We start from the raw sequence: 18,821 nt of genomic DNA on the forward strand, positions 1-18,821 counted from the left end.
CCCCTCAATCCAGTTTTAGCGCCTCGGCCAGCAGCCGCGCCTCGGCCGCCCGGCTGGAGCCGGAGCGCCAGGCGACGACGATTTCGCGGTGGGGCGGGGCGCCGTCGGCCTGGTTCTCGAAGGCGCGGATGACGACCGAGGGGGTGTCGGCCAGGCCGGCCTGGACCGCCATCTTGGGCAGGAAGGAGACGCCCAGGCCCGAGCCGACCATCTGGATCAGGGTGTGCAGGCTGGTGGCGGCGAAGACGTCGTCGCCGCGCGGGGCCTCGATGTCCAGGGCCGCCAGGGCGTGGTCGCGCAGGCAGTGGCCGTCCTCCAGCAGGATCAGGTCTTCGGCCCGCAGCGAGCCGGGCCGGATCGGGCCGGGCGCGGCCAAGGCGTGGTCGTGGGGGGCGGCGGCCATGATCTCGTCGTCGCCGATGCGGGCGTGCTCGACCCCCGGCGCCTCATAGGGCAGGGCGATGACGGCGGCGTCGATCTGGCCCGCCTTCAGGGCGGCGATCAGGCGCGGCGTCAGGTCCTCACGGATGAACAGCTTCAGGTTCGGATAGGCGATCTTCAGCGACGGCAGTTTGGCGGGCAGCAGGAAGGGGGCCACGGTCGGGATGACGCCCAGGCGGAATCGGCCTGACAGCAGCCGGCCGGCGTTCTTGGCCGCCTCGACCAGGTCCTCGGTCCGCGCCAGCACGTCCTCGGCCCGGCGCACAGCCTCGACCCCCACCGCAGTCATGATGACGGCGCCGCGCGCGCGCTCGACCACAGGGGCGCCCAGGATCCGTTCCAGCTCCTGCACCCCGGCGCTGAGGGCGGGCTGGCTGACGTGGGCGGCCTCGGCGGCGCGGGAGAAGCTGCCGTGTTCGGCGAGAAGCTTCAGGTACTGGAGTTGACGCAGGGTGGGGAGCATTTCGGACGAATAGGGCGGGTCTATACAAAAATCAAAGATAATCGATTGGTCTTATGAAGCTGGGCCGTGTTCAATAGCCACGTCAGCCGAAGGGCTATCGCCAACACGCCCGCCGCATCGCGCCATCACAGGGAAGACCGCCATGACCACCGAAGCCAAATGCCCGTTCTCAGCCGCGACGACAGAGTCGGTCGCCGGGGGCGGGGTCCAGAACCGCGACTGGTGGCCGGGGCAGCTGCGCACCGACCTGCTGAACCAGCATTCGTCGCGCTCCAACCCGCTGGGTGAGGGGTTCAACTATCGCGAAGCCTTCTCCAAGCTGGATTATGAGGCGCTGAAGAACGATCTGCGCCAGCTGATGACCGACTCGCAGGACTGGTGGCCGGCGGACTTCGGCCATTATGGGCCCCAGTTCATCCGCATGGCCTGGCACAGCGCGGGCACCTATCGGGTCGGCGACGGACGGGGCGGCGGCGGGCGCGGCCAGCAGAGGTTCGCCCCGCTGAACTCCTGGCCGGACAATGTGAACATCGACAAGTCGCGTCGCCTGCTGTGGCCGATCAAGCAGAAATACGGCCAGGCCATCTCCTGGGCCGACTTGCTGATCCTGACCGGCAATGTGGCGCTGGAGACCATGGGCTTCCGCACCTTCGGCTTCGCCGGCGGACGTGAGGACACCTGGGAGCCGGATCAGGACGTCTACTGGGGCCGTGAAACGACCTGGCTGGGCGGCGACGAGCGCTATGCGCGCGGCTCGCACGGCGTGGACAAGCCGGCTGACGAGGCCGTGCTGGTGACCGACGACAACGCGGACGGTCGTGAGCATACTCGCGATCTGGAGAACCCGCTGGCGGCGGTCCAGATGGGCCTGATCTACGTCAACCCGGAGGGCCCGGACGGCAATCCCGACCCGATCGCGGCGGCGCGCGACATCCGCGACACCTTCGCGCGGATGGCGATGAACGACGAGGAGACGGTCGCCCTGATCGCCGGCGGCCATACCTTCGGCAAGACCCACGGCGCCGGCCCGGCCGACCACGTCGGACCCGAGCCCGAGGCCGACGGCCTGGAAGCGCAAGGCCTGGGCTGGACCTCGAGCTTCGGCAGCGGAAAGGCCGGCGACGCCATCACCAGCGGCCTGGAAGTCACCTGGACCCAGACCCCGGCCCAGTGGAGCAACTTCTTCTTCGAGAACCTGTTCGCCTTCGAATGGGAGCTGGAGAAGTCGCCAGCGGGAGCCCACCAGTGGGTGGCCAAGGACGCCGGCTTCATCATCCCCGACGCCCATGATCCGACCAAGATGCGTCGGCCGACCATGCTGACCACCGACCTGTCGCTGCGGTTCGACCCGGAATACGAGAAGATCTCGCGTCGCTTCCTGAGCAATCCCCAGGCCTTCGCCGAGGCCTTCGCCCGCGCCTGGTTCAAGCTGACCCACCGCGACCTGGGGCCGCGCTCGCGCTATGTGGGCCCGGAAGTCCCCAGGGAGGAACTGGTCTGGCAGGATCCCGTGCCGGCCGTCGACCATCCGCTGATCGACGCCGGCGATGTGGCCACGTTGAAAGCCCAGGTGCTGGCCACGGGTCTCAGCGTGTCGGAACTGGTCGGCGTGGCCTGGGCCTCTGCCTCGACCTTCCGGGGCGGGGACAAGCGCGGCGGCGCCAACGGCGCGCGCATTCGCCTGGCGCCGCAAAAGGACTGGGCCGTCAACCAGCCCGAGCAGTTGGAGCGGGTGCTGAAGACGCTGGAAGGCGTGCAGTTCGCCTTCAACCAGGCTCAGGTCGGCGGCAAGAAGGTCTCGCTGGCAGACCTGATCGTGCTGGCCGGCGCGGCGGGTGTCGAACAGGCGGCCAGGGCGGCGGGACATGAGGTCGTCGTGCCCTTCACGCCGGGACGGACGGACGCCAGCCAGGCCCAGACCGACGTCGAATCCTTCGGCTATCTGGAGCCGGTCGCTGACGGCTTCCGCAACTATCAGAAGGCCCGCTACGCCGTTCCCGCCGAATCCCTGCTGATCGACCAGGCCCAGCGTCTGACCCTGACCGCGCCCGAGATGACGGCGTTGATCGGGGGGCTGCGCGCCATCAACATCAACGTCGGTGGGGCGACCCACGGGGTGCTGACGGACCGACCCGGCGCCCTGACCAACGACGTCTTCGTCAACCTGCTGGACATGGACGTGAAGTGGCAGGCGACCTCGGACGCCAAGGAGGTGTTCGAAGGCCGAGACCGCAAGACGGGCGAGGCGAAATGGACCGGCACGCGCGTCGATCTGGTGTTCGGCTCGAACGCCGTGCTGCGCGCCCTGGCCGAGGTCTACGCCGGGTCGGACGGTCAGAAGAAACTGGTCGAGGACTTCGTGGCGGCCTGGGCCCGGGTCATGGAGCTGGACCGGTTCGACCTGCACGGCTGATTTAAGCCGGAGTACAGGCGGCGAGGGGGCGGACGCATGCAGGCGTTCGCCCCCTCGCTGTGTCTGGGATCAGCGCAGCCTGATCTCGAACAGTTGCGGCCACCGTTTGCCGGTGACGAACAGGCGTTTGCTGGCGGCGTCCCAGGCGATGCCGTTCAGGACGTCGTCGTTCGGGTCCAGGCCCGCATCCTGGGGGACCAGGGCGGTCAGGTCGATGAAGGCCTTTACGACGCCGGTCTCCGGGTCGATGCGGGCGATGCGGTTGTCCTGCCACAGGTTGGCGAAGACCTCGCCGTCGATCCACTCCAGCTCGTTGATCTGATCCAGCGGCTCGCCGTCTGCGGTGACGGAGACGCGGCCGGTCTCGGCCAGGGTGTCGGGATCGAGGAAGCGCAACTGGTCGGTGCCGTCGCTCATGATCAGCCGCCGCCCGTCGGTGGTCAGGGCCCAGCCCTCGCCCGGATAGGAGAAGCCGCCCAGGGGCGAGAAGTCGTCCAGCTTCCAGATGAAGCCGATGTGGTTGCGCCAGGTCAGGCTGTAGAGCTTGCCGTTCAGCGTGGTCATGCCTTCGCCGAAATAGACGGTCGGCAGGTCGCGCTGGCGCACCACCTCGCCCGTCTCCAGCCGCACCTGACGGATGAAGGACGGGTACAGGCCGGTGCTCTCGTACAGCGCCCCCTGATGGAAGAAGAGGCCCTCGGTGAAGGCCGTCTTGTCGTGCGGATAGGCGCGCACGACCTCATAGGCCTGAACGGGAACCTCGGCGCGGGCCGGCGAGACGCCGCCTGTCGCCAGCAGCAGACCGGCGGCGAGGCCGGCGAGGCGGGACGACAGGCGGATCATCGGCTCAGGCCTTCTCGGCGGCGGCTTCCGCCTCGGCCTTCCTGGCGCGGGCCTCGGCCTGATCGGCCTGGGCGCGGGCGGCCGTGGCCTTTTCCTTCTTCGTGGCGGAGCGACGGCCCATCATGTTCAGGGCCTCGACCCCGGCCGAGAAGGCCATGGCGGCGTAGATATAGCCCTTGGGCACATGATAGCCGAAGCCGTCGGCGATCAGCACCATGCCGATCATCAGCAGGAAGCCGAGGGCCAGCATGACGACGCTGGGGTTCTCGTTGATGAAGTTGGCCAGCGGGTCGGCGGCCAGCAGCATCACGGTCACGGCGACCAGGACCGCCACCACCATGATCGGCAGGTGTTCGGTCATGCCGACGGCGGTCAGGATGGAGTCGATCGAGAAGACCAGGTCCAGCAGGATGATCTGGAAGATCGCCGCGCCGGCGTTGGTGATCATCACGTCCTTCTTGTCCATCACGTCGTGGGTGGGCGTGGGATCGACGGTGTGGTGGATCTCCTTGGTGGCCTTCCAGACCAGGAACAGGCCGCCCGCGATCAGGATCAGGTCCTTCCACGAGAATTCGTTGCCCATCAGGGTGAAGACCGGCTGAACCAGACCCACCAGCCAGGCGATGATCGACAACAGGGCCAGGCGCATGACCAGGGCCAGGCCGATGCCGATGCGCCGCACCTTCTGGCGCTGATGCTCGGGCAGTTTGTTCGACAGGATCGAGATGAAGATCAGGTTGTCGATGCCGAGCACGACCTCCATCACGATGAGCGTCACCAGCGCGGCCCAGGCGGCCGGGTCGGAGAGCAGGGGCGTAATGCTGTCGAGCATTTAGGTGTCCTAGGTGGAAAAGCGTCAGCGTTAAGCGCTAGGGCCGCCGCAGGTTCCGATCAAGCGGTCGGGGGCGGCGCAATGGTCGCACCCCGGTCCTCAATTGTGCGATCATCTTTCGTCCGGCGCGACATCGACGACTACGGGGAAATGGTCCGAGATCACCTGGCCGCTGAAGGAATCGGTGGGCACGCCGTAGCGTTCGACCGACAGGCCGGGAGCGACGAAGACATGGTCGATGGCGACGCCGTCATTATCCCTGGCGATGTCGAAGTCGTTGTAGGTGCCGGCGGGACCGAACACGACAGGGCTGACGGCGCGGGCGTCGCGCAGCCCGGCGGCGAGGACGCGGCGATAGGGGGCCGTGTCCGGCCCGGCGTTGAAATCCCCCATCAGCACCACCGTCGCCGTCGCCCCCTCAACCGTCGCCGGGGCCAGATCGGCGGCCAGGGCGGCGCACTGTTCACGGGCGACCGCGCCGACATGGTCCATGTGGGCGTTGCGCACGTCCAGAAGCCGGCCGCTGGCCCGGTCGCGCAGCACGACGCGGGTCACGGTGCGCGGCAGGGCGGCGTCCCACCCCTTGGACGGACGGTCCGGCGTGGGCGAGCACCACAGGGTCTGGGTGCTGACCGCCTCGAATCGGGCGCGGCGCCAGAACAGGGTCGTCGTCTCGCCCGCCTGGGCGCCGTCGTCGCGGCCGAGGCCGTAATGGTCATAGGCCGGCGCCTGATCGGCCAGATAGGCGACCATCGGAATCAGCGCCTCCTGAACCCCCAGGACGTCGGGATCGAAGAAGGCGATCTGGCGCGCCATGTGCGGCCGGCGCTGCAGCCAGTTCGGCGTGTCGTCGGGCGCGTCATAGCGGATGTTGTAGCTCATCAGTCGCACGGAGCGGGGAGCGTCCGCAGGGGCGGTCAGGCCGCCGGCTCGGGCGTGCGACGGGGCGGCGACGCAGGGCGCCAGGAGGGCGCAGGCGGCGGTGATCAGCAGTGGGTGCGGTTTCATCTCGGCTCTCGTCGGCAGGTCGGCTCGTGATTTCACATGGAGGGATGACCGGGGTGCGACACCTTATGCGACAGGGTGCGGCTTCATCACCCCTTCACACAATGTTGCGAGCAGCAAAACCCCGTGCTATCAGGCGCCCGGCTTGAAGGGGGCGTATTCACGAATACGGCCTCTGTCGTGCTTTCCGCAAGCATTTCAAGCTTTTGACCGTTGCGAGCCTCGCATTCGGTCGCGACCCTGACACAACGACCTCGGACCCTAATCAGTGGCTGATGATTTCAGAACGACGGAAGTCGGCGATCGCTACGCACAGGCGCTGTTTGATCTGGCGCTGGAAACCGGCCGCCTGGACGCCGTCCGTGCTGACCTGACGTCGTTGAAGGCCGCCTGGATCGAGAGCGCCGACCTGCGCCGCCTGGCGACCTCGCCGGTCATTTCGGCCGAGGATCAGGGCAAGGGCCTCGTCGCCATCGCCGCCAAGGCCAAGTTCGAACAGACCACCGCCAACTTCCTGGGCCTGCTGGCCCAGAACCACCGCGCGCGGGACCTGCCCCATGTGATCGCCGGGTTCGAAGCCCGCTACGCCAAGCACGCCGGCATCGTCGCCGCCGAGGTCGTCTCGGCCCAGGCGCTGGACGCCAAGCAGCTGGCCGCGATCAAGACCGCGCTGAACGCCAGCCTGGGCAAGGCGCCGGAGCTGACCACGCGGGTCGATCCGGCCATCCTGGGCGGCCTGAAGATCAAGGTCGGCTCGAAACTGTTCGACGCCTCGCTGAAGACCAAGCTCGACCAGATGAAGTTCGCCCTCAAGCGAGCGTAAGCCCGCTCCCCGCCCCAAGAATGAAGCGCGCCTGATCGGCGCACCCGCAGAAGACTGAAGAACAGAGAGCCCGTCATGGACATCCGCGCCGCTGAAATCTCGGCCATCCTCAAGTCGCAGATCGCCAACTTCGGCGTCGAAGCCGATGTCTCCGACGTGGGCAGCGTGCTGTCGGTCGGCGACGGCATCGCCCGCATCCACGGTCTGGACAATGTCCAGGCCGGCGAAATGGTCGAGTTCACCAAGGCCGGCGTCAAGGGCATGGCCCTGAACCTGGAACGCGACAATGTGGGCGCCGTGATCTTCGGCGCCGACGCCGCCATCGCCGAGGGCGACGACGTGCGCCGCCTTGGCGAGATCGTCGACGTGCCGGTCGGCAAGGGCCTGCTGGGCCGCGTCGTCAACCCGCTGGGCGAGCCGATCGACGGCAAGGGCCCGATCCAGTTCACCGAGCGCCGCCGCGTCGACGTCAAGGCGCCGGGCATCATCCCGCGCAAGTCGGTCCACGAGCCGATGCAGACCGGCCTGAAGGCCATCGACACCCTGATCCCCGTCGGCCGCGGCCAACGCGAGCTGATCATCGGCGACCGTCAGGTGGGCAAGACCGCCGTCGCCATCGACACCATCCTGAACCAGAAAAACGTCAACAAGACCGACGACGAGAGCGCCAAGCTCTACTGCATCTACGTCGCCATCGGCCAGAAGCGTTCGACCGTCGCCCAGATCGTCAAGACCCTCGAAGAGGCCGGGGCGATGGAATACACCATCGTCGTCGCCGCCACGGCGTCGGAGCCGGCCCCGCTGCAGTTCCTGGCGCCCTTCTCGGGCACGGCCATGGGCGAATATTTCCGCGACAACGGCATGCACGGCCTGATCGTCTATGACGACCTGTCCAAGCAGGCTGTGGCCTATCGCCAGATGTCCTTGCTGCTGCGCCGCCCGCCGGGCCGCGAAGCCTATCCCGGCGACGTCTTCTACCTGCACAGCCGCCTGCTGGAACGTTCGGCCAAGCTCAACGAGGACTACGGTTCGGGCTCGCTGACCGCCCTGCCGCTGATCGAGACCCAGGCCAACGACGTCTCGGCCTATATCCCGACCAACGTCATCTCCATCACCGACGGCCAGATCTTCCTGGAATCCGACCTGTTCTACCAGGGCATCCGCCCGGCCGTGAACGTCGGCATCTCGGTGTCGCGCGTCGGCTCCTCGGCCCAGACCAAGGCGATGAAGAAGGTCGCCGGCACCATCAAGGGCGAGCTGGCCCAGTACCGGGAAATGGCCGCCTTCGCCAAGTTCGGCTCGGACCTGGACGCCTCGACCCAGAAGCTGCTGGCCCGCGGCGCCCGCCTGACCGAGCTGCTGAAGCAGCCGCAATACTCGCCGCTGGCGATGGAAGAACAGGTCGTCTCGGTCTACGCTGGCACGCGCGGCTATATCGACGGCATCGCCGTGAGCGACGTCGGCCGGTTCGAGAAGGAACTGCTGGCCCGCATCCATGCGAACCACGCCAGCCTGCTGGAAGGCATCCGCACCAAGAAGGACCTGACCTCGGACATCGAAGCCGAGCTCAAGGACATCCTGGCCGCCTTCGTCAAGACCTTCGCCTGAACCCCGCCGGTAGTTAGAGGAAGAGCAACGCCGGATGGCCAGCCTCAAGGAAATGCGCAATCGGATCGGAAGCGTGAAAGCCACGCAGAAGATCACGAAGGCCATGCAGATGGTCGCCGCGGCCAAGCTGAAACGCGCCCAGGACCAGGCCGAGAGCGCCCGGCCCTATGCGCGCAAGATGGCCTCGGTCATCGCCAACCTGGCCGCCGGCGTCTCGGGCGCCGACGCGCCCAAGCTGCTGGCCGGCACCGGTCAGGACCAGCGTCACCTGATCGTGGTGGCGACGGCGGACAAGGGTCTGGCGGGCGGTTTCTCGACCAACGTCATCCGCGCCGCACGCGAGCGGATCAACAGCCTGGTCGCCAACGGCAAGGACGTGAAGATCATCGCCGTCGGCCGCAAGTCGCGCGATCAGCTGACCCGTCTGTACGGCGAGAAGGTGGTCCACACCTTCGAGCTGAGCGCCCAGAAGACCATCGGCCTGCCCCTGGCCCAGCCGGTCGCCGAAATGATCGCCACGGCGTTCGAGGACGGCCAGGCCGACGTGGTCACCCTGTTCTACAGCCAGTTCAAGTCGGTCATCCAACAGGTCCCGACCGGCAAACAGCTGATCCCGGCCGTGGTCGAGGGCGACGCGGCCCCGATCGACCTGAACGGCGCGGTCTATGACTACGAGCCCTCGGAAGAGGAAATCCTCGAGACTCTGCTGCCCCGCAACCTGACGACCCAGATCCTGGCCGCCCTGTACGAGAACCAGGCCGGCTTCTTCGGGTCGCAGATGGCGGCGATGGACAACGCCACGCGCAACGCCGGCGACCTCATCAACGCCCTGACGCTGCAGTACAACCGCAAGCGCCAAGCCCAGATCACCACCGAGCTGATCGAGATCATCGCCGGCGCCGAAGCCCTCTGATCCCGACCGAACAGACATTCCGATACGGACCCCAGCCATGACCGACACCGTCGCCCCCAAGAAGCCCGCCGCCCGCAAGCCGGCCGCCAAGAAGGCCGCTCCCGCAGCGGCTCCCGTCTCCGCCGTCGCCACGGGCAAGATCGCCCAGGTCATCGGCGCCGTCGTGGACGTCGAGTTCACCGGCCACCTGCCGGCGATCCTGAACGCCCTGCACACACAGAACATCGACCAGAAGACGGGCGAGCCCTTCACCCTGGTCCTGGAAGTCGCCCAGCACCTGGGTGAGAACATGGTCCGCACCATCGCCATGGACACGACGGAGGGCCTGACGCGCGGCCAGCCCGTGTCGGACACCGGAACCTCGATCCAGACCCCGGTCGGGCCGGGCGTGCTGGGCCGGATCATGAACGTCGTCGGCCAGCCGATCGATGAAGCCGGCCCGATCCAGACCACCCAGTACCGCCCGATCCACCGCGAGGCCCCGACCTTCGAGGAGCAGACCAACTCGTCGGAAATCCTGGTCACGGGCATCAAGGTCATCGACCTGATCTGCCCCTACACCAAGGGTGGCAAGACCGGCCTGTTCGGCGGCGCCGGCGTGGGCAAGACCGTGACCATGCAGGAACTGATCAACAACATCGCCAAGGCGTACGGCGGTTATTCGGTCCTGGCCGGCGTGGGCGAGCGCACCCGCGAAGGCAACGACCTGTATCACGAGATGATCGAGTCGAACGTGAACGTCGACCCGGCCAAGAACGGCGGCTCGACCGAGGGTTCCAAATGCGCCCTGGTCTACGGTCAGATGAACGAGCCTCCCGGCGCCCGCGCCCGCGTCGCCCTGACCGGCCTGGCCCAGGCCGAGTATTTCCGCGACGAAGAGGGCAAGGACGTCCTGCTGTTCGTCGATAACATCTTCCGCTTCACCCAAGCCGGTTCGGAAGTGTCGGCTCTCTTGGGCCGTATCCCGTCGGCCGTGGGCTATCAGCCGACGCTGGCCACCGAGATGGGCAATCTGCAGGAACGCATCACCTCGACCAAGAAGGGCTCGATCACCTCGGTCCAGGCCATCTACGTCCCGGCCGATGACCCCACCGACCCGGCGCCCGCCGCCTCGTTCGCCCACTTGGACGCGACCACCATGCTGTCGCGTGACATCGCCGCCCAGGCCATCTTCCCCGCCGTCGATCCGCTGGACTCGACCTCGCGGATCATGGACCCGCTGGTCATCGGCGAAGAACACTACAACGTCGCCCGTTCGGTCCAGGAAGTCCTGCAGCAGTACAAGGGCCTGAAGGACATCATCGCCATCCTGGGCATGGACGAGCTGTCGGAAGAGGACAAGCTGGTCGTCTCGCGCGCCCGCAAGATCCAGCGCTTCCTGTCGCAGCCCTTCTTCGTGGCCGAGCAGTTCACCAACGCCCCCGGCAAGTTCGTCGAACTGGCCGACACCATCCGCTCGTTCAAGGGCATCGTCGCCGGCGAATACGACCACCTGCCGGAATCGGCCTTCTACATGGTCGGCGCCATCGAAGAGGCGGTCGCCAAGGCCGAGAAGATGGCGGCGGAAGCCTGATCATGCGCAAGGCCTTCGTCAGCCTCATTGTTTCCTTCCTGCTGGCGCCCGTTTCGGCGCAAGCTCAGGTCGGAGATTTTGAAGCCATGGCGGGGGCCTGCGACGCTTTTCTGGCTGATGGTCGTTTCCCCCCAGCTACGGCTGAGGCTGCGTTCTTCCTTGATAGAGGATTTAAGGGCGCGGCCATGACGGCCCGAGACGGCGAAGTTTCTCGAAGTTACACACGGTCCGGCACACCCGTTGATCCTGTTCGGATCATGGTGGCTCGACCGACAGAGACGGGCGGCGAAAGCTGCAGCGTGCTGGACCTGAGCGGCCCGGAGGCTGGCGATAGCTTCATCGTAAAGACTCGCGCTGAACGCTCTTGGACGTTCGATAGCGAGTCCGATGATGTGAACGGCAAGGGCGTTCTTTTCGAGCGAAGCGTCGCCACCAACATGATCTTTCTGTCGATATGGGGAACGGGCGGCGCCTACCCCGTTTCCATCGCATCCTATCAAATCGGAACATCGGACTGATGGCTGGCAAACTTTCCTTCTCCCTCGTCTCGCCGGAACGCGAGGTCTTCTCGGGCCTGGTGGACCAGGTGGATGCGCCGGGCGTCGAGGGCGACTTCGGCGTCCTGCCGGATCACGCCCCCTTCATGACCGCCCTGCGCGAGGGTCTGGTGACCGTCTATGTCGGCGCCGCCCGGACCCAGTATGACGTCAAGGGCGGCTTCGCCGACGTCAACGGCGAAGGCCTGACCATCCTGGCCGAACAGGCGACGGAGGTCGTCGCGGCCTGATCCACACGCCGGATCGAACGATTTGAGGCCTCTCGTTTCGGCGGGGGGCCTTTTCGTTGGCGAACGCCTTGACCATCAGGTGTGGACCACGCACTCTCAGCTTGTTTGGCGGGGCTGAGCATGAACACTCTCTCGATCCGGCTGGCGGGCGTCGCCGCCATGGTCTTCGCCCTGGCCGGGTGCGCGACCAATCCGACCGTCCTACCAACCCAGCCCGCGCCCTGGGCCGCCCTGACCTCGCCCATGGCGGCGATGGAGATCGTCGTCTCCGACATCTGCCTGACCGCCGTTCGAGAGAATCGTCCGGTCGAGGCTTTGGCGCTGGATCACTGGCTGCGTCCCGTGCCGCCCCGCACTACTGGTTCGCCCCTTGCCGTCGCCGCCTGGCGGCTGGCCTCCTATTCCGAAGTCTATGTCATGGCCCTGCCGGACGGGGGCTGTTCGGCCTCGGTCGAGGCGGGCGACCCCAAGGCCCTCAATGACGCCGCCGTGGACCTGTTGGCGAAGCACGGCGATTTCCGCCGGGGCGAGACCCTGGTCGCCGAGGACCATAGCCGCACCGCCTGGTGCACCGGGGAGGCGGACCGGCCGCTGGTCGTCGCGCTGGCCCAGGCGAACAAGGCCCGTATGGCGGGCGGGCGGCGTCCGGCGCTGATCACGAACGTCTTTCGCGCCGCCGGCGCCAGACCCGGCTTCTGCCCGCCGACGGCGTGACGGCCCGGCCGGCGCCGGACGGGTTCCGGGAAAGGGGCCGCACCTGAGACTTTCCCCGCCGGCGGGGGACGGTCTATGAACGGAGTCATGACTGACATCGATATTCAAGGCCATTGCGAACCGCGCTTCGAGGCCGTGCGCGAGGCGTTCGCCGCCAACTTCACCGACGCGCCCGAGGGGCTGAACGAGCAGGCGGCGCGGTTCAGCGTGCTGATCGGGGGGGAGACGGTCGTCGATCTGTGGGCGGGGCATGCAGACACGGCGCGGACCACGGCCTTCACCGAGACGACCCTGACGCCGGTGTTCTCGACCGGCAAGGCGGTGATGGCCCTTCTGATCGCCACGGCGGTCGAGGCGGGCCGGCTGGATTATGAGCAGACGGTCGCCAGCCTGTGGCCCGCGTTCGGGGCGGCGGGCAAGGCCGGAATCACCGTGGGCCAGTTGATGAGCCACCAGGCGGGCCTGCCGGGCTTTTCCGAGGCGGTCGATCCGTCGGTCTGGTTCGAGGCGGCGTCCGTGCTGGCGCGGCTGGCGGCCCAGGCGCCGATGTGGGAGCCCGGCACGGCGTCCGGCTATCACCCCGTCACGGTCGGCTACATGGCCAACGAGGTCTTCCGTCTGGCGACGGGGCGGACCATGGGCCAGGCCTTGCGGGCGGACTTCCCCGACCTGGATCTGTGGATCGGCCTGCCGGAGAGCGAGCATGGCCGGGTGGCCCAGATGCGCAAGCCCACGGCGGCGCCCAGCCTAGGGACCGTCGATCCGATCAAACAGGCGGCCTTCCTGGACCGGGGCTCGGCCCCCGGCGGGCGGGGGTCGGCCGAATGGCGCAAGATGGAGATCCCTTCGGCCAATCTGCACGGCACGGCCCTGGGCCTGGCGCGGATGATGGGTGTGGTCGCCAATGCGGGGGTTCTGGAGGGCCGGTCGGTGCTGTCGGCCGGGACGCTGGACCAGTTGACGCGCGAACGGATCCACGGCCCGGACAAGGTGCTGCCCTATGTAATCAGCTGGGCGGCGGGCCTGATGCGCAATGACGGGCTGAACGTCTTCGGGCCGGGCGAGTCCTTCGGCCACTACGGCTGGGGCGGGTCGATGGCCATGGCCGACCCGTCGCGCCGACTGTCGGCCGCCTATGTAATGACGCGTCAGTCGCCGCACCTGATCGGCGACCCTCGCCCCCGGCGGCTGCTGGCGGCCCTATACGGCGCGCTCTAGACCGTTTCGGACAGGACGACGGCGCGCCGTGCGGCGCGCGACCGCCGCGCGGCGCCGATCGCGAACACCCCCGCTCCGGCCCAGATGAAGCCGAAGGAAACGATGCGCAGCGGCGTCAGGGCCTCGCCCGCCCAGACGCCGCAGGCGAACTGGAGCGTCGGCGCCAGGAACTGGATGAAGCCGAGGGTGGACAGGGGCAGACGCCGCGCCGACCAGGCGAACAGGACCAGGGGGATGACCGTCGCCGGGCCGTTGACCAGGGCCCAGGCCAGGCCGGCGGGGGAGGCGAAACCTGTCGCCTGGCCGTGCGTGGCCAGCCAGGCCAGGAACAGGGCGCCGATGGGCAGCAGCACCAGACATTCGACGAACAGGCCGGTCTGGGCCGAGGCGGGCACCCGCTTTCGGATCACCGCATAGGCGCAGAAGGTGATGGCCAGGGTCAGTCCGATGATCGGCACATGGCCCAGGGCTATGGTCTGGATCACCACCCCGACCGCGGCCAGGCCGATGGAGAGGCCGCTCCAGCGGTCGATCCGTTCACGGAATAACACCGCTCCCGCCGCCATGTTGAGCAGCGGGTTGATGTAATAGCCGAGGCTGGCCTCCAGCGTCGCGTGATGGGTGGTGGCGAAGACGTACAGGCTCCAGTTGGTCGCGATCATCGCCGCCGACAGGGCCAGCCAGGCCAGGGTGCGCGGCGTCGCCAGCACCTGTTTCGCCTCGCCCCACTGGCCCGCCAGCAGCAGGAACAGGCCCGCCACGAAGACCGACCAGACCGCCCGATGCGCCAGGATCTCCGGCGCGCCGAACCCATGGGCCGCCAAGGCCATGAACAGCAGGGGCAACAGGCCCCACAGGCTGTAGCAGGCGACGGCGGTGGCGACCGCGCGGGGATCGTTGGGGGTGGCGGCGGCGGTCATGGGCGACTCAACTTCACTTTCGTCATTCTCCGGCAAGCCGCGTCTTCGCGGCGCAGACCGGGGAACCCAGCGGCGCCGAAGGCGAAATCTCCCAGCAGCATGACGGCCGAAATCGCGTCCGCGACAGGGTGGCTGCTACGCGCCGCCCTTCGGGTCGCGCTCACGCGCGCCGCTGGGTCCCCCGGTCGCGCTACGCGCGCCGGAGGATGACGAAAGACATTACACCGTGATCGAACGATACCCCGACGACGAGGTGATGACGCCCGTCTCGTCCAGCAGCTGGGCGATCTGGACGGCGTTCAGGGCGGCGCCCTTGCGCAGGTTGTCGGACACGATCCACAGGTTCAGGCCGTTCTCGACGGTCGGATCCTTGCGGATGCGCGACACATAGACGCCGTGTTCGCCGGCGGCGTCGACGGGGGTGATATAGCCGTCGTGCTCCTGCTTATCGATCACCAGCACGCCCGGCGCCTCGCGCAGGATGGCGCGGGCCTCGTCCGGGGCGAGGGGGCGGTCGAACTCGATGTTCACGGCCTCGGAGTGGCCGACGAAGACCGGCACCCGCACGCAGGTGACGGTGACCTTGATGTCGGGGTCCAGCATCTTGTGCGTCTCGTCCGACATCTTCTGCTCCTCGTCGGTCGAACCGTCCTCGAGGAAGGAACCGATATAGGGGATGACGTTGAAGGCGATCTGCTTGGGGAATTTCTTGGGACGGGCGTCGCCCAGGCCGTAGATGGCCTTGGTCTGGTTCCACAGCTCGTCCATGCCTTCCTTGCCGGCGCCGGACACCGACTGATAGGTCGAGACCACGACCCGCTTGATCCTGGCCGCGTCGTGCAGGGGCTTCAGCGCCGTGACCAGCTGAATGGTCGAGCAGTTGGGGTTGGCGATGATGTTCTTCTTCTTGGCGTCCTTGACCGCGTCGGGGTTCACCTCGGGCACGATCAGGGGCACGTCGGCGTCCTTGCGGAAGGCCGAGGAGTTGTCGATCACGATGGGGCCGGCCTTGCCGATCTTCTCGGACCAGGCGCGCGAGACCTCGCCGCCGGCCGACATCAGGACCAGATCGACCTTGGAGAAGTCGAACTGTTCGATGTCCTGGCATTTGATGGTCTTGTCGCCGAACGAGACCTCGACCCCCTTGGACTTGCGCGAGGCGATGGCGTGGATTTCATCGACGGGGAATTCCAGCTCCTCGAGGATGTTCAGCATTTCGCGGCCCACATTGCCCGTGGCCCCGACGATCGCGACGCGATAACCCATGATGATTGGTCCTTCGGACGCGCTATCGCTCGGCCCACGGGGCCTCGCTGCTTGAGCGCGATGTGTTGTGTGGTGTGCATTTAGGCGTTCGCAGCCGCGAAGCAATCGCTTTTCGGCGGCGGGGACTTTAAGCAGGGGCTCATGACCTCCCGCATCCGAAACGCCTACGACATCCGCGTGGAAGAGGGCGTGCTGACGCCCGATCCGGCCCAGGCCGAAGTGCTCGTCGCCCTGGAGCGGCTGGAGACCGATCTGGCCCGGCGCGGCCTGTTCGGACGCCCGCCCGAGGTGAAGGGGATCTATCTGTGGGGACCGCCCGGGCGGGGCAAGTCCATGCTGATGGACCTGTTCTATTCGGCCACGCCCGAGCCCCGGAAAAGACGCGCCCATTTCCACGCCTTCATGGCCCGGGTCCACGACCTGGTGCGCCAGTGGCGCGAGGGCGACTCCAAAAGCCGCAAGGCCGTGTTCGGGACGCATAAGGGCGACGATCCCATTCCGCCCATCGCCAAGCTGATCGCCTCCGAAGCCCGGCTGCTGTGTTTCGACGAGCTTCAGGTGACGGACATCGCCGACGCCATGATCCTGGGCCGGCTGTTCGAGGCCCTGTTCGAGGACAAGGTGGTGCTGGCCATCACCTCGAACCGGGCGCCGGAGGACCTGTACAAGAACGGCATCAACCGCCAGCTCTTCACCCCCTTCATCGACATCATCCGGGACCGCTGCGCCGTGGTGAAGACGGCGGGCGCGCGCGACTGGCGGCTGGACCGGCTGAGTTCGGCCGAGATCTGGCACACGCCGGACGACCGGGCCGGGTTCGAAGAGCTTTGGCGCGAACTGAAGGGCGGCGAGCCGGAAGAGCCGGCGCATCTGACCGTGCTGGGCCGCGACGTTGTGGTGGAGCGGACCGTCGGCTCGATGGCGCGGGCGACTTTCGCGGACCTGTGCGGCCGACCGCTGGGGCCTCAGGACTATCTGGCCATCGCCGAGCGGTTCCACACCCTGTTCCTGGAAGAGGTGCCGATCCTGAGTTCGGCCAACCACCACGAGGCGCGGCGTCTGGTGACCCTGGTGGACGCCCTGTACGAGGCCAAGACCAAGCTGATCGTCCTGGCCGCCGCCCGGCCCGAGGCCCTCTATACCGAGGGTGTGGGGGCGTTCGAGTTCGAACGCACCGTGTCGCGCTTCAACGAGATGCAGAGCAAGGACTGGCTGGCCCACGTGCGGGAGTGACAGCAGACCCTCTCCCGCTTGCGGGAGAGGTGGGCCGGCGTCCGCGCAGCGGACCAGGCTCGGAGAGGGGAGTTCTGCTTGGCTGGAAGAGAACTTCCCCCATCGTCAGCCGTCTCGCTGCGCTCGACGAGCTGACACTTCCCCCGCAAGCGGGGGAAGATCTGGAAAGCGCAAAGAAAAAGGGCCTGCGGATTGCTCCGCAGGCCCTTCGTCATTCGATCTGTGCGATCGCTCAAGCCAGCGAGGCGTCGATATCCTTGCAGGCCTGCAGCAGGCCCTGGACCGAGGCGACGGACTTTTCGAACATCGCCTTTTCGTCGTCGTTGGTGGTGAACTCGATCACCTTTTCGACGCCGGCGGCGCCGATCAGGGCCGGGACGCCGACATAGAGGTCCGACAGGCCGTATTCGCCCGAGAGCCAGACGGCGCAGGGCAGGACGCGCTTCTGGTCCAGCAGATAGGACTTGGCCATCGCAATCGCGCTTTCGGCCGGGGCGTAGAAGGCCGAGCCGGTCTTCAGCAGGGCCACGATCTCGCCGCCGCCCTTGCGGGTGCGGTCGACGATGGCGTCCAGCTCGTCCTGCGACAGGAAGCCGGCCTTGACCGCGTCCGGCAGGGGCAGGCCGCCGACGGTCGAGTGGCGCACCATCGGCACCATGTCGTCGCCGTGACCGCCCAGGGTCCAGGCGTGGATGTCCTGAACCGAGACGCCGGTCTTTTCAGCCAGGAAGTAGGCGAAGCGCGCCGAGTCGAGCACGCCGGCCATGCCGACGACCTTCTCCTTGGGCAGGCCCGAGAATTTCTGCAGCGCCCAGACCATGGCGTCGAGCGGGTTGGTGATGCAGATGACGAAGGCGTTGGGGGCGTGGGCCTTGATGCCCTCGCCGACGGCCTTCATGACCTTCAGGTTGATGCCGATCAGGTCGTCGCGGCTCATGCCCGGCTTGCGCGGCACGCCGGCGGTGACGATGCAGACGTCGGCGCCCGCAATGTCGGCATAGTCGTTGGCGCCCTTCAGGGCCACGTCCGAGCCGAAGACGGCGGTGGCCTCGGCGATGTCCAGCGCCTTGCCCTGGGGGGTGCCTTCAGCGATGTCGAACAGGATCACGTCGCCCAGCGCTTCGCGCGCGGCCACATGGGCCAGGGTGCCGCCGATCATGCCGGCGCCGATGAGGGCGATCTTCGCGCGAGCCATGGATGTCTCCGTTTATTGCGTGTGCGAAAGGGGATTAATCGTGCGGGCGGTCTAGACCCGCATCGGCCGCGCTGCAAGGCTGGGAAAACCCTGTTGCGGAGACGCCATGACCGACTTTCGTCCAGACCCCGCCTTCGAAGCCGGATCGGTCGCCGCCGCCGAATGGCCACTGTGCCATGTGCGGCTTCAGGACGATGCCCGCTTCCCCTGGCTGATCCTGATCCCGCGCGTCGAGGGGGCGGTGGAACTGGAAGACCTGAGCGTCGAACAGCGGGCCGTGCTGATGGAGGAGACGGTGCGGGCCGGGGCGCTGGTGCGGCGATTGGGGCCGGTCGAGAAGCTGAATGTGGGGGCTATCGGCAATGTGACGGCCCAGTTGCACCTCCATGTCGTCGGCCGCCGTCGCGACGACGGCCTGTGGCCCGATCCGGTCTGGGGGCGAGGCCCGGCGGCCCCCTATGCGGGTGAGGCGCGGGCGTGGCTATTGGATGTGATCCGAGGCGGGTAGTCGATCCGACGATCGATGTGTCGTCGCGCCCCATTTGCGTCAGGCGCTCTCGCACCGCATATGAGT

At 67.4% G+C, this 18,821-nt stretch carries 18 protein-coding genes; 11 read left to right on the forward strand and 7 right to left on the reverse strand.

Annotation, left to right across the window (positions count from 1 at the left end; translation table 11 throughout):
* Positions 1 to 4 precede the first annotated feature (4 nt).
* Entirely contained in the window at positions 5 to 904 is a 900-nt protein-coding gene (locus ACW18C_RS01375; RefSeq protein ID WP_492072373.1) for a hydrogen peroxide-inducible genes activator, read from the reverse strand.
* 142 nt (positions 905 to 1,046) lie between these two features.
* On the opposite strand from ACW18C_RS01375, the gene katG reads away from it, so the two are divergent.
* Positions 1,047 to 3,317: a catalase/peroxidase HPI gene (gene katG / locus ACW18C_RS01380; RefSeq protein WP_492072375.1), complete on the forward strand. Its 2,271-nt coding sequence runs from the start codon at positions 1,047 to 1,049 to the stop codon at positions 3,315 to 3,317.
* A gap of 69 nt (positions 3,318 to 3,386) precedes the next feature.
* Here katG and ACW18C_RS01385 read toward each other — a convergent pair whose 3' ends face one another.
* The 3 genes from ACW18C_RS01385 to ACW18C_RS01395 all read right to left on the reverse strand — a co-directional run bounded on the left by ACW18C_RS01385 (position 3,387) and on the right by ACW18C_RS01395 (position 6,000).
* Positions 3,387 to 4,160 carry a glutaminyl-peptide cyclotransferase gene (locus ACW18C_RS01385; protein ID WP_492072377.1) on the reverse strand — a complete coding sequence of 258 codons (774 nt, stop codon included), beginning with the start codon at positions 4,158 to 4,160 and terminating at the stop codon, positions 3,387 to 3,389.
* Between the two features lie 4 nt (positions 4,161 to 4,164).
* Positions 4,165 to 4,992 (reverse strand): TerC family protein, encoded by an 828-nt coding sequence (locus tag ACW18C_RS01390; protein WP_492072379.1) that lies wholly within the window; start codon positions 4,990 to 4,992, stop codon positions 4,165 to 4,167.
* A 111-nt stretch (positions 4,993 to 5,103) separates the two neighbouring features.
* Positions 5,104 to 6,000 (reverse strand): endonuclease/exonuclease/phosphatase family protein, encoded by an 897-nt coding sequence (locus ACW18C_RS01395; RefSeq protein ID WP_492072381.1) that lies wholly within the window; start codon positions 5,998 to 6,000, stop codon positions 5,104 to 5,106.
* A gap of 265 nt (positions 6,001 to 6,265) precedes the next feature.
* Between ACW18C_RS01395 and ACW18C_RS01400 the strand changes: the two genes are divergently transcribed.
* The 8 genes from ACW18C_RS01400 to ACW18C_RS01435 all read left to right on the forward strand — a co-directional run bounded on the left by ACW18C_RS01400 (position 6,266) and on the right by ACW18C_RS01435 (position 13,633).
* Positions 6,266 to 6,820 (forward strand): F0F1 ATP synthase subunit delta, encoded by a 555-nt coding sequence (locus ACW18C_RS01400; protein WP_008260465.1) that lies wholly within the window; start codon positions 6,266 to 6,268, stop codon positions 6,818 to 6,820.
* 75 nt (positions 6,821 to 6,895) lie between these two features.
* A complete protein-coding gene (atpA, locus tag ACW18C_RS01405) occupies positions 6,896 to 8,428 on the forward strand; it encodes a F0F1 ATP synthase subunit alpha (RefSeq protein ID WP_008260776.1) in 1,533 nt (510 codons plus the stop codon).
* A gap of 34 nt (positions 8,429 to 8,462) precedes the next feature.
* Positions 8,463 to 9,341: a F0F1 ATP synthase subunit gamma gene (locus ACW18C_RS01410; RefSeq protein ID WP_492072383.1), complete on the forward strand. Its 879-nt coding sequence runs from the start codon at positions 8,463 to 8,465 to the stop codon at positions 9,339 to 9,341.
* A 37-nt stretch (positions 9,342 to 9,378) separates the two neighbouring features.
* Positions 9,379 to 10,914 (forward strand): F0F1 ATP synthase subunit beta, encoded by a 1,536-nt coding sequence (gene atpD / locus ACW18C_RS01415; protein WP_008261723.1) that lies wholly within the window; start codon positions 9,379 to 9,381, stop codon positions 10,912 to 10,914.
* Positions 10,915 to 10,916: 2 nt separating this feature from the next.
* The gene (locus ACW18C_RS01420; protein ID WP_035308967.1) at positions 10,917 to 11,432 is read left to right on the forward strand and encodes a hypothetical protein; all 516 of its coding nucleotides are present in this window, start codon (positions 10,917 to 10,919) and stop codon (positions 11,430 to 11,432) included.
* On the forward strand, positions 11,432 to 11,701 hold the full coding sequence (locus tag ACW18C_RS01425) for an ATP synthase F1 subunit epsilon (RefSeq protein ID WP_008260049.1): 270 nt from the start codon (positions 11,432 to 11,434) through the stop codon (positions 11,699 to 11,701). Before ACW18C_RS01420 ends, ACW18C_RS01425 begins: the two co-directional genes overlap by 1 nt.
* Positions 11,702 to 11,821: 120 nt before the next feature.
* Complete coding sequence (locus ACW18C_RS01430) at positions 11,822 to 12,415, forward strand: hypothetical protein (protein WP_492072384.1); 594 nt, start codon at positions 11,822 to 11,824, stop codon at positions 12,413 to 12,415.
* Positions 12,416 to 12,502: 87 nt separating this feature from the next.
* Entirely contained in the window at positions 12,503 to 13,633 is a 1,131-nt protein-coding gene (locus ACW18C_RS01435; RefSeq protein ID WP_492072386.1) for a serine hydrolase domain-containing protein, read from the forward strand.
* Here the strand turns inward: ACW18C_RS01435 and rarD are convergent.
* Both rarD and ACW18C_RS01445 read right to left on the reverse strand, forming a co-directional pair.
* Positions 13,630 to 14,553: an EamA family transporter RarD gene (gene rarD / locus ACW18C_RS01440; protein WP_492072388.1), complete on the reverse strand. Its 924-nt coding sequence runs from the start codon at positions 14,551 to 14,553 to the stop codon at positions 13,630 to 13,632. The genes ACW18C_RS01435 and rarD overlap by 4 nt on opposite strands.
* 219 nt (positions 14,554 to 14,772) lie before the next feature.
* Positions 14,773 to 15,819, reverse strand: a complete 1,047-nt coding sequence (locus ACW18C_RS01445; protein ID WP_492072390.1) for an aspartate-semialdehyde dehydrogenase — start codon at positions 15,817 to 15,819, stop codon at positions 14,773 to 14,775.
* Positions 15,820 to 15,960: 141 nt separating this feature from the next.
* Here ACW18C_RS01445 and zapE point away from each other — a divergent pair, with 141 nt between their 5' ends.
* Complete coding sequence (gene zapE / locus ACW18C_RS01450; protein ID WP_492072391.1) at positions 15,961 to 17,052, forward strand: cell division protein ZapE; 1,092 nt, start codon at positions 15,961 to 15,963, stop codon at positions 17,050 to 17,052.
* A gap of 232 nt (positions 17,053 to 17,284) precedes the next feature.
* Here zapE and mdh read toward each other — a convergent pair whose 3' ends face one another.
* Complete coding sequence (mdh, locus tag ACW18C_RS01455; RefSeq protein ID WP_008263318.1) at positions 17,285 to 18,247, reverse strand: malate dehydrogenase; 963 nt, start codon at positions 18,245 to 18,247, stop codon at positions 17,285 to 17,287.
* A gap of 106 nt (positions 18,248 to 18,353) precedes the next feature.
* Here mdh and ACW18C_RS01460 point away from each other — a divergent pair, with 106 nt between their 5' ends.
* Positions 18,354 to 18,755 carry an HIT domain-containing protein gene (locus ACW18C_RS01460; protein ID WP_492072392.1) on the forward strand — a complete coding sequence of 134 codons (402 nt, stop codon included), beginning with the start codon at positions 18,354 to 18,356 and terminating at the stop codon, positions 18,753 to 18,755.
* Positions 18,756 to 18,821: the final 66 nt, after the last annotated feature.

It is taken from the genome of Brevundimonas sp. FV1ye7S (assembly GCF_058680995.1).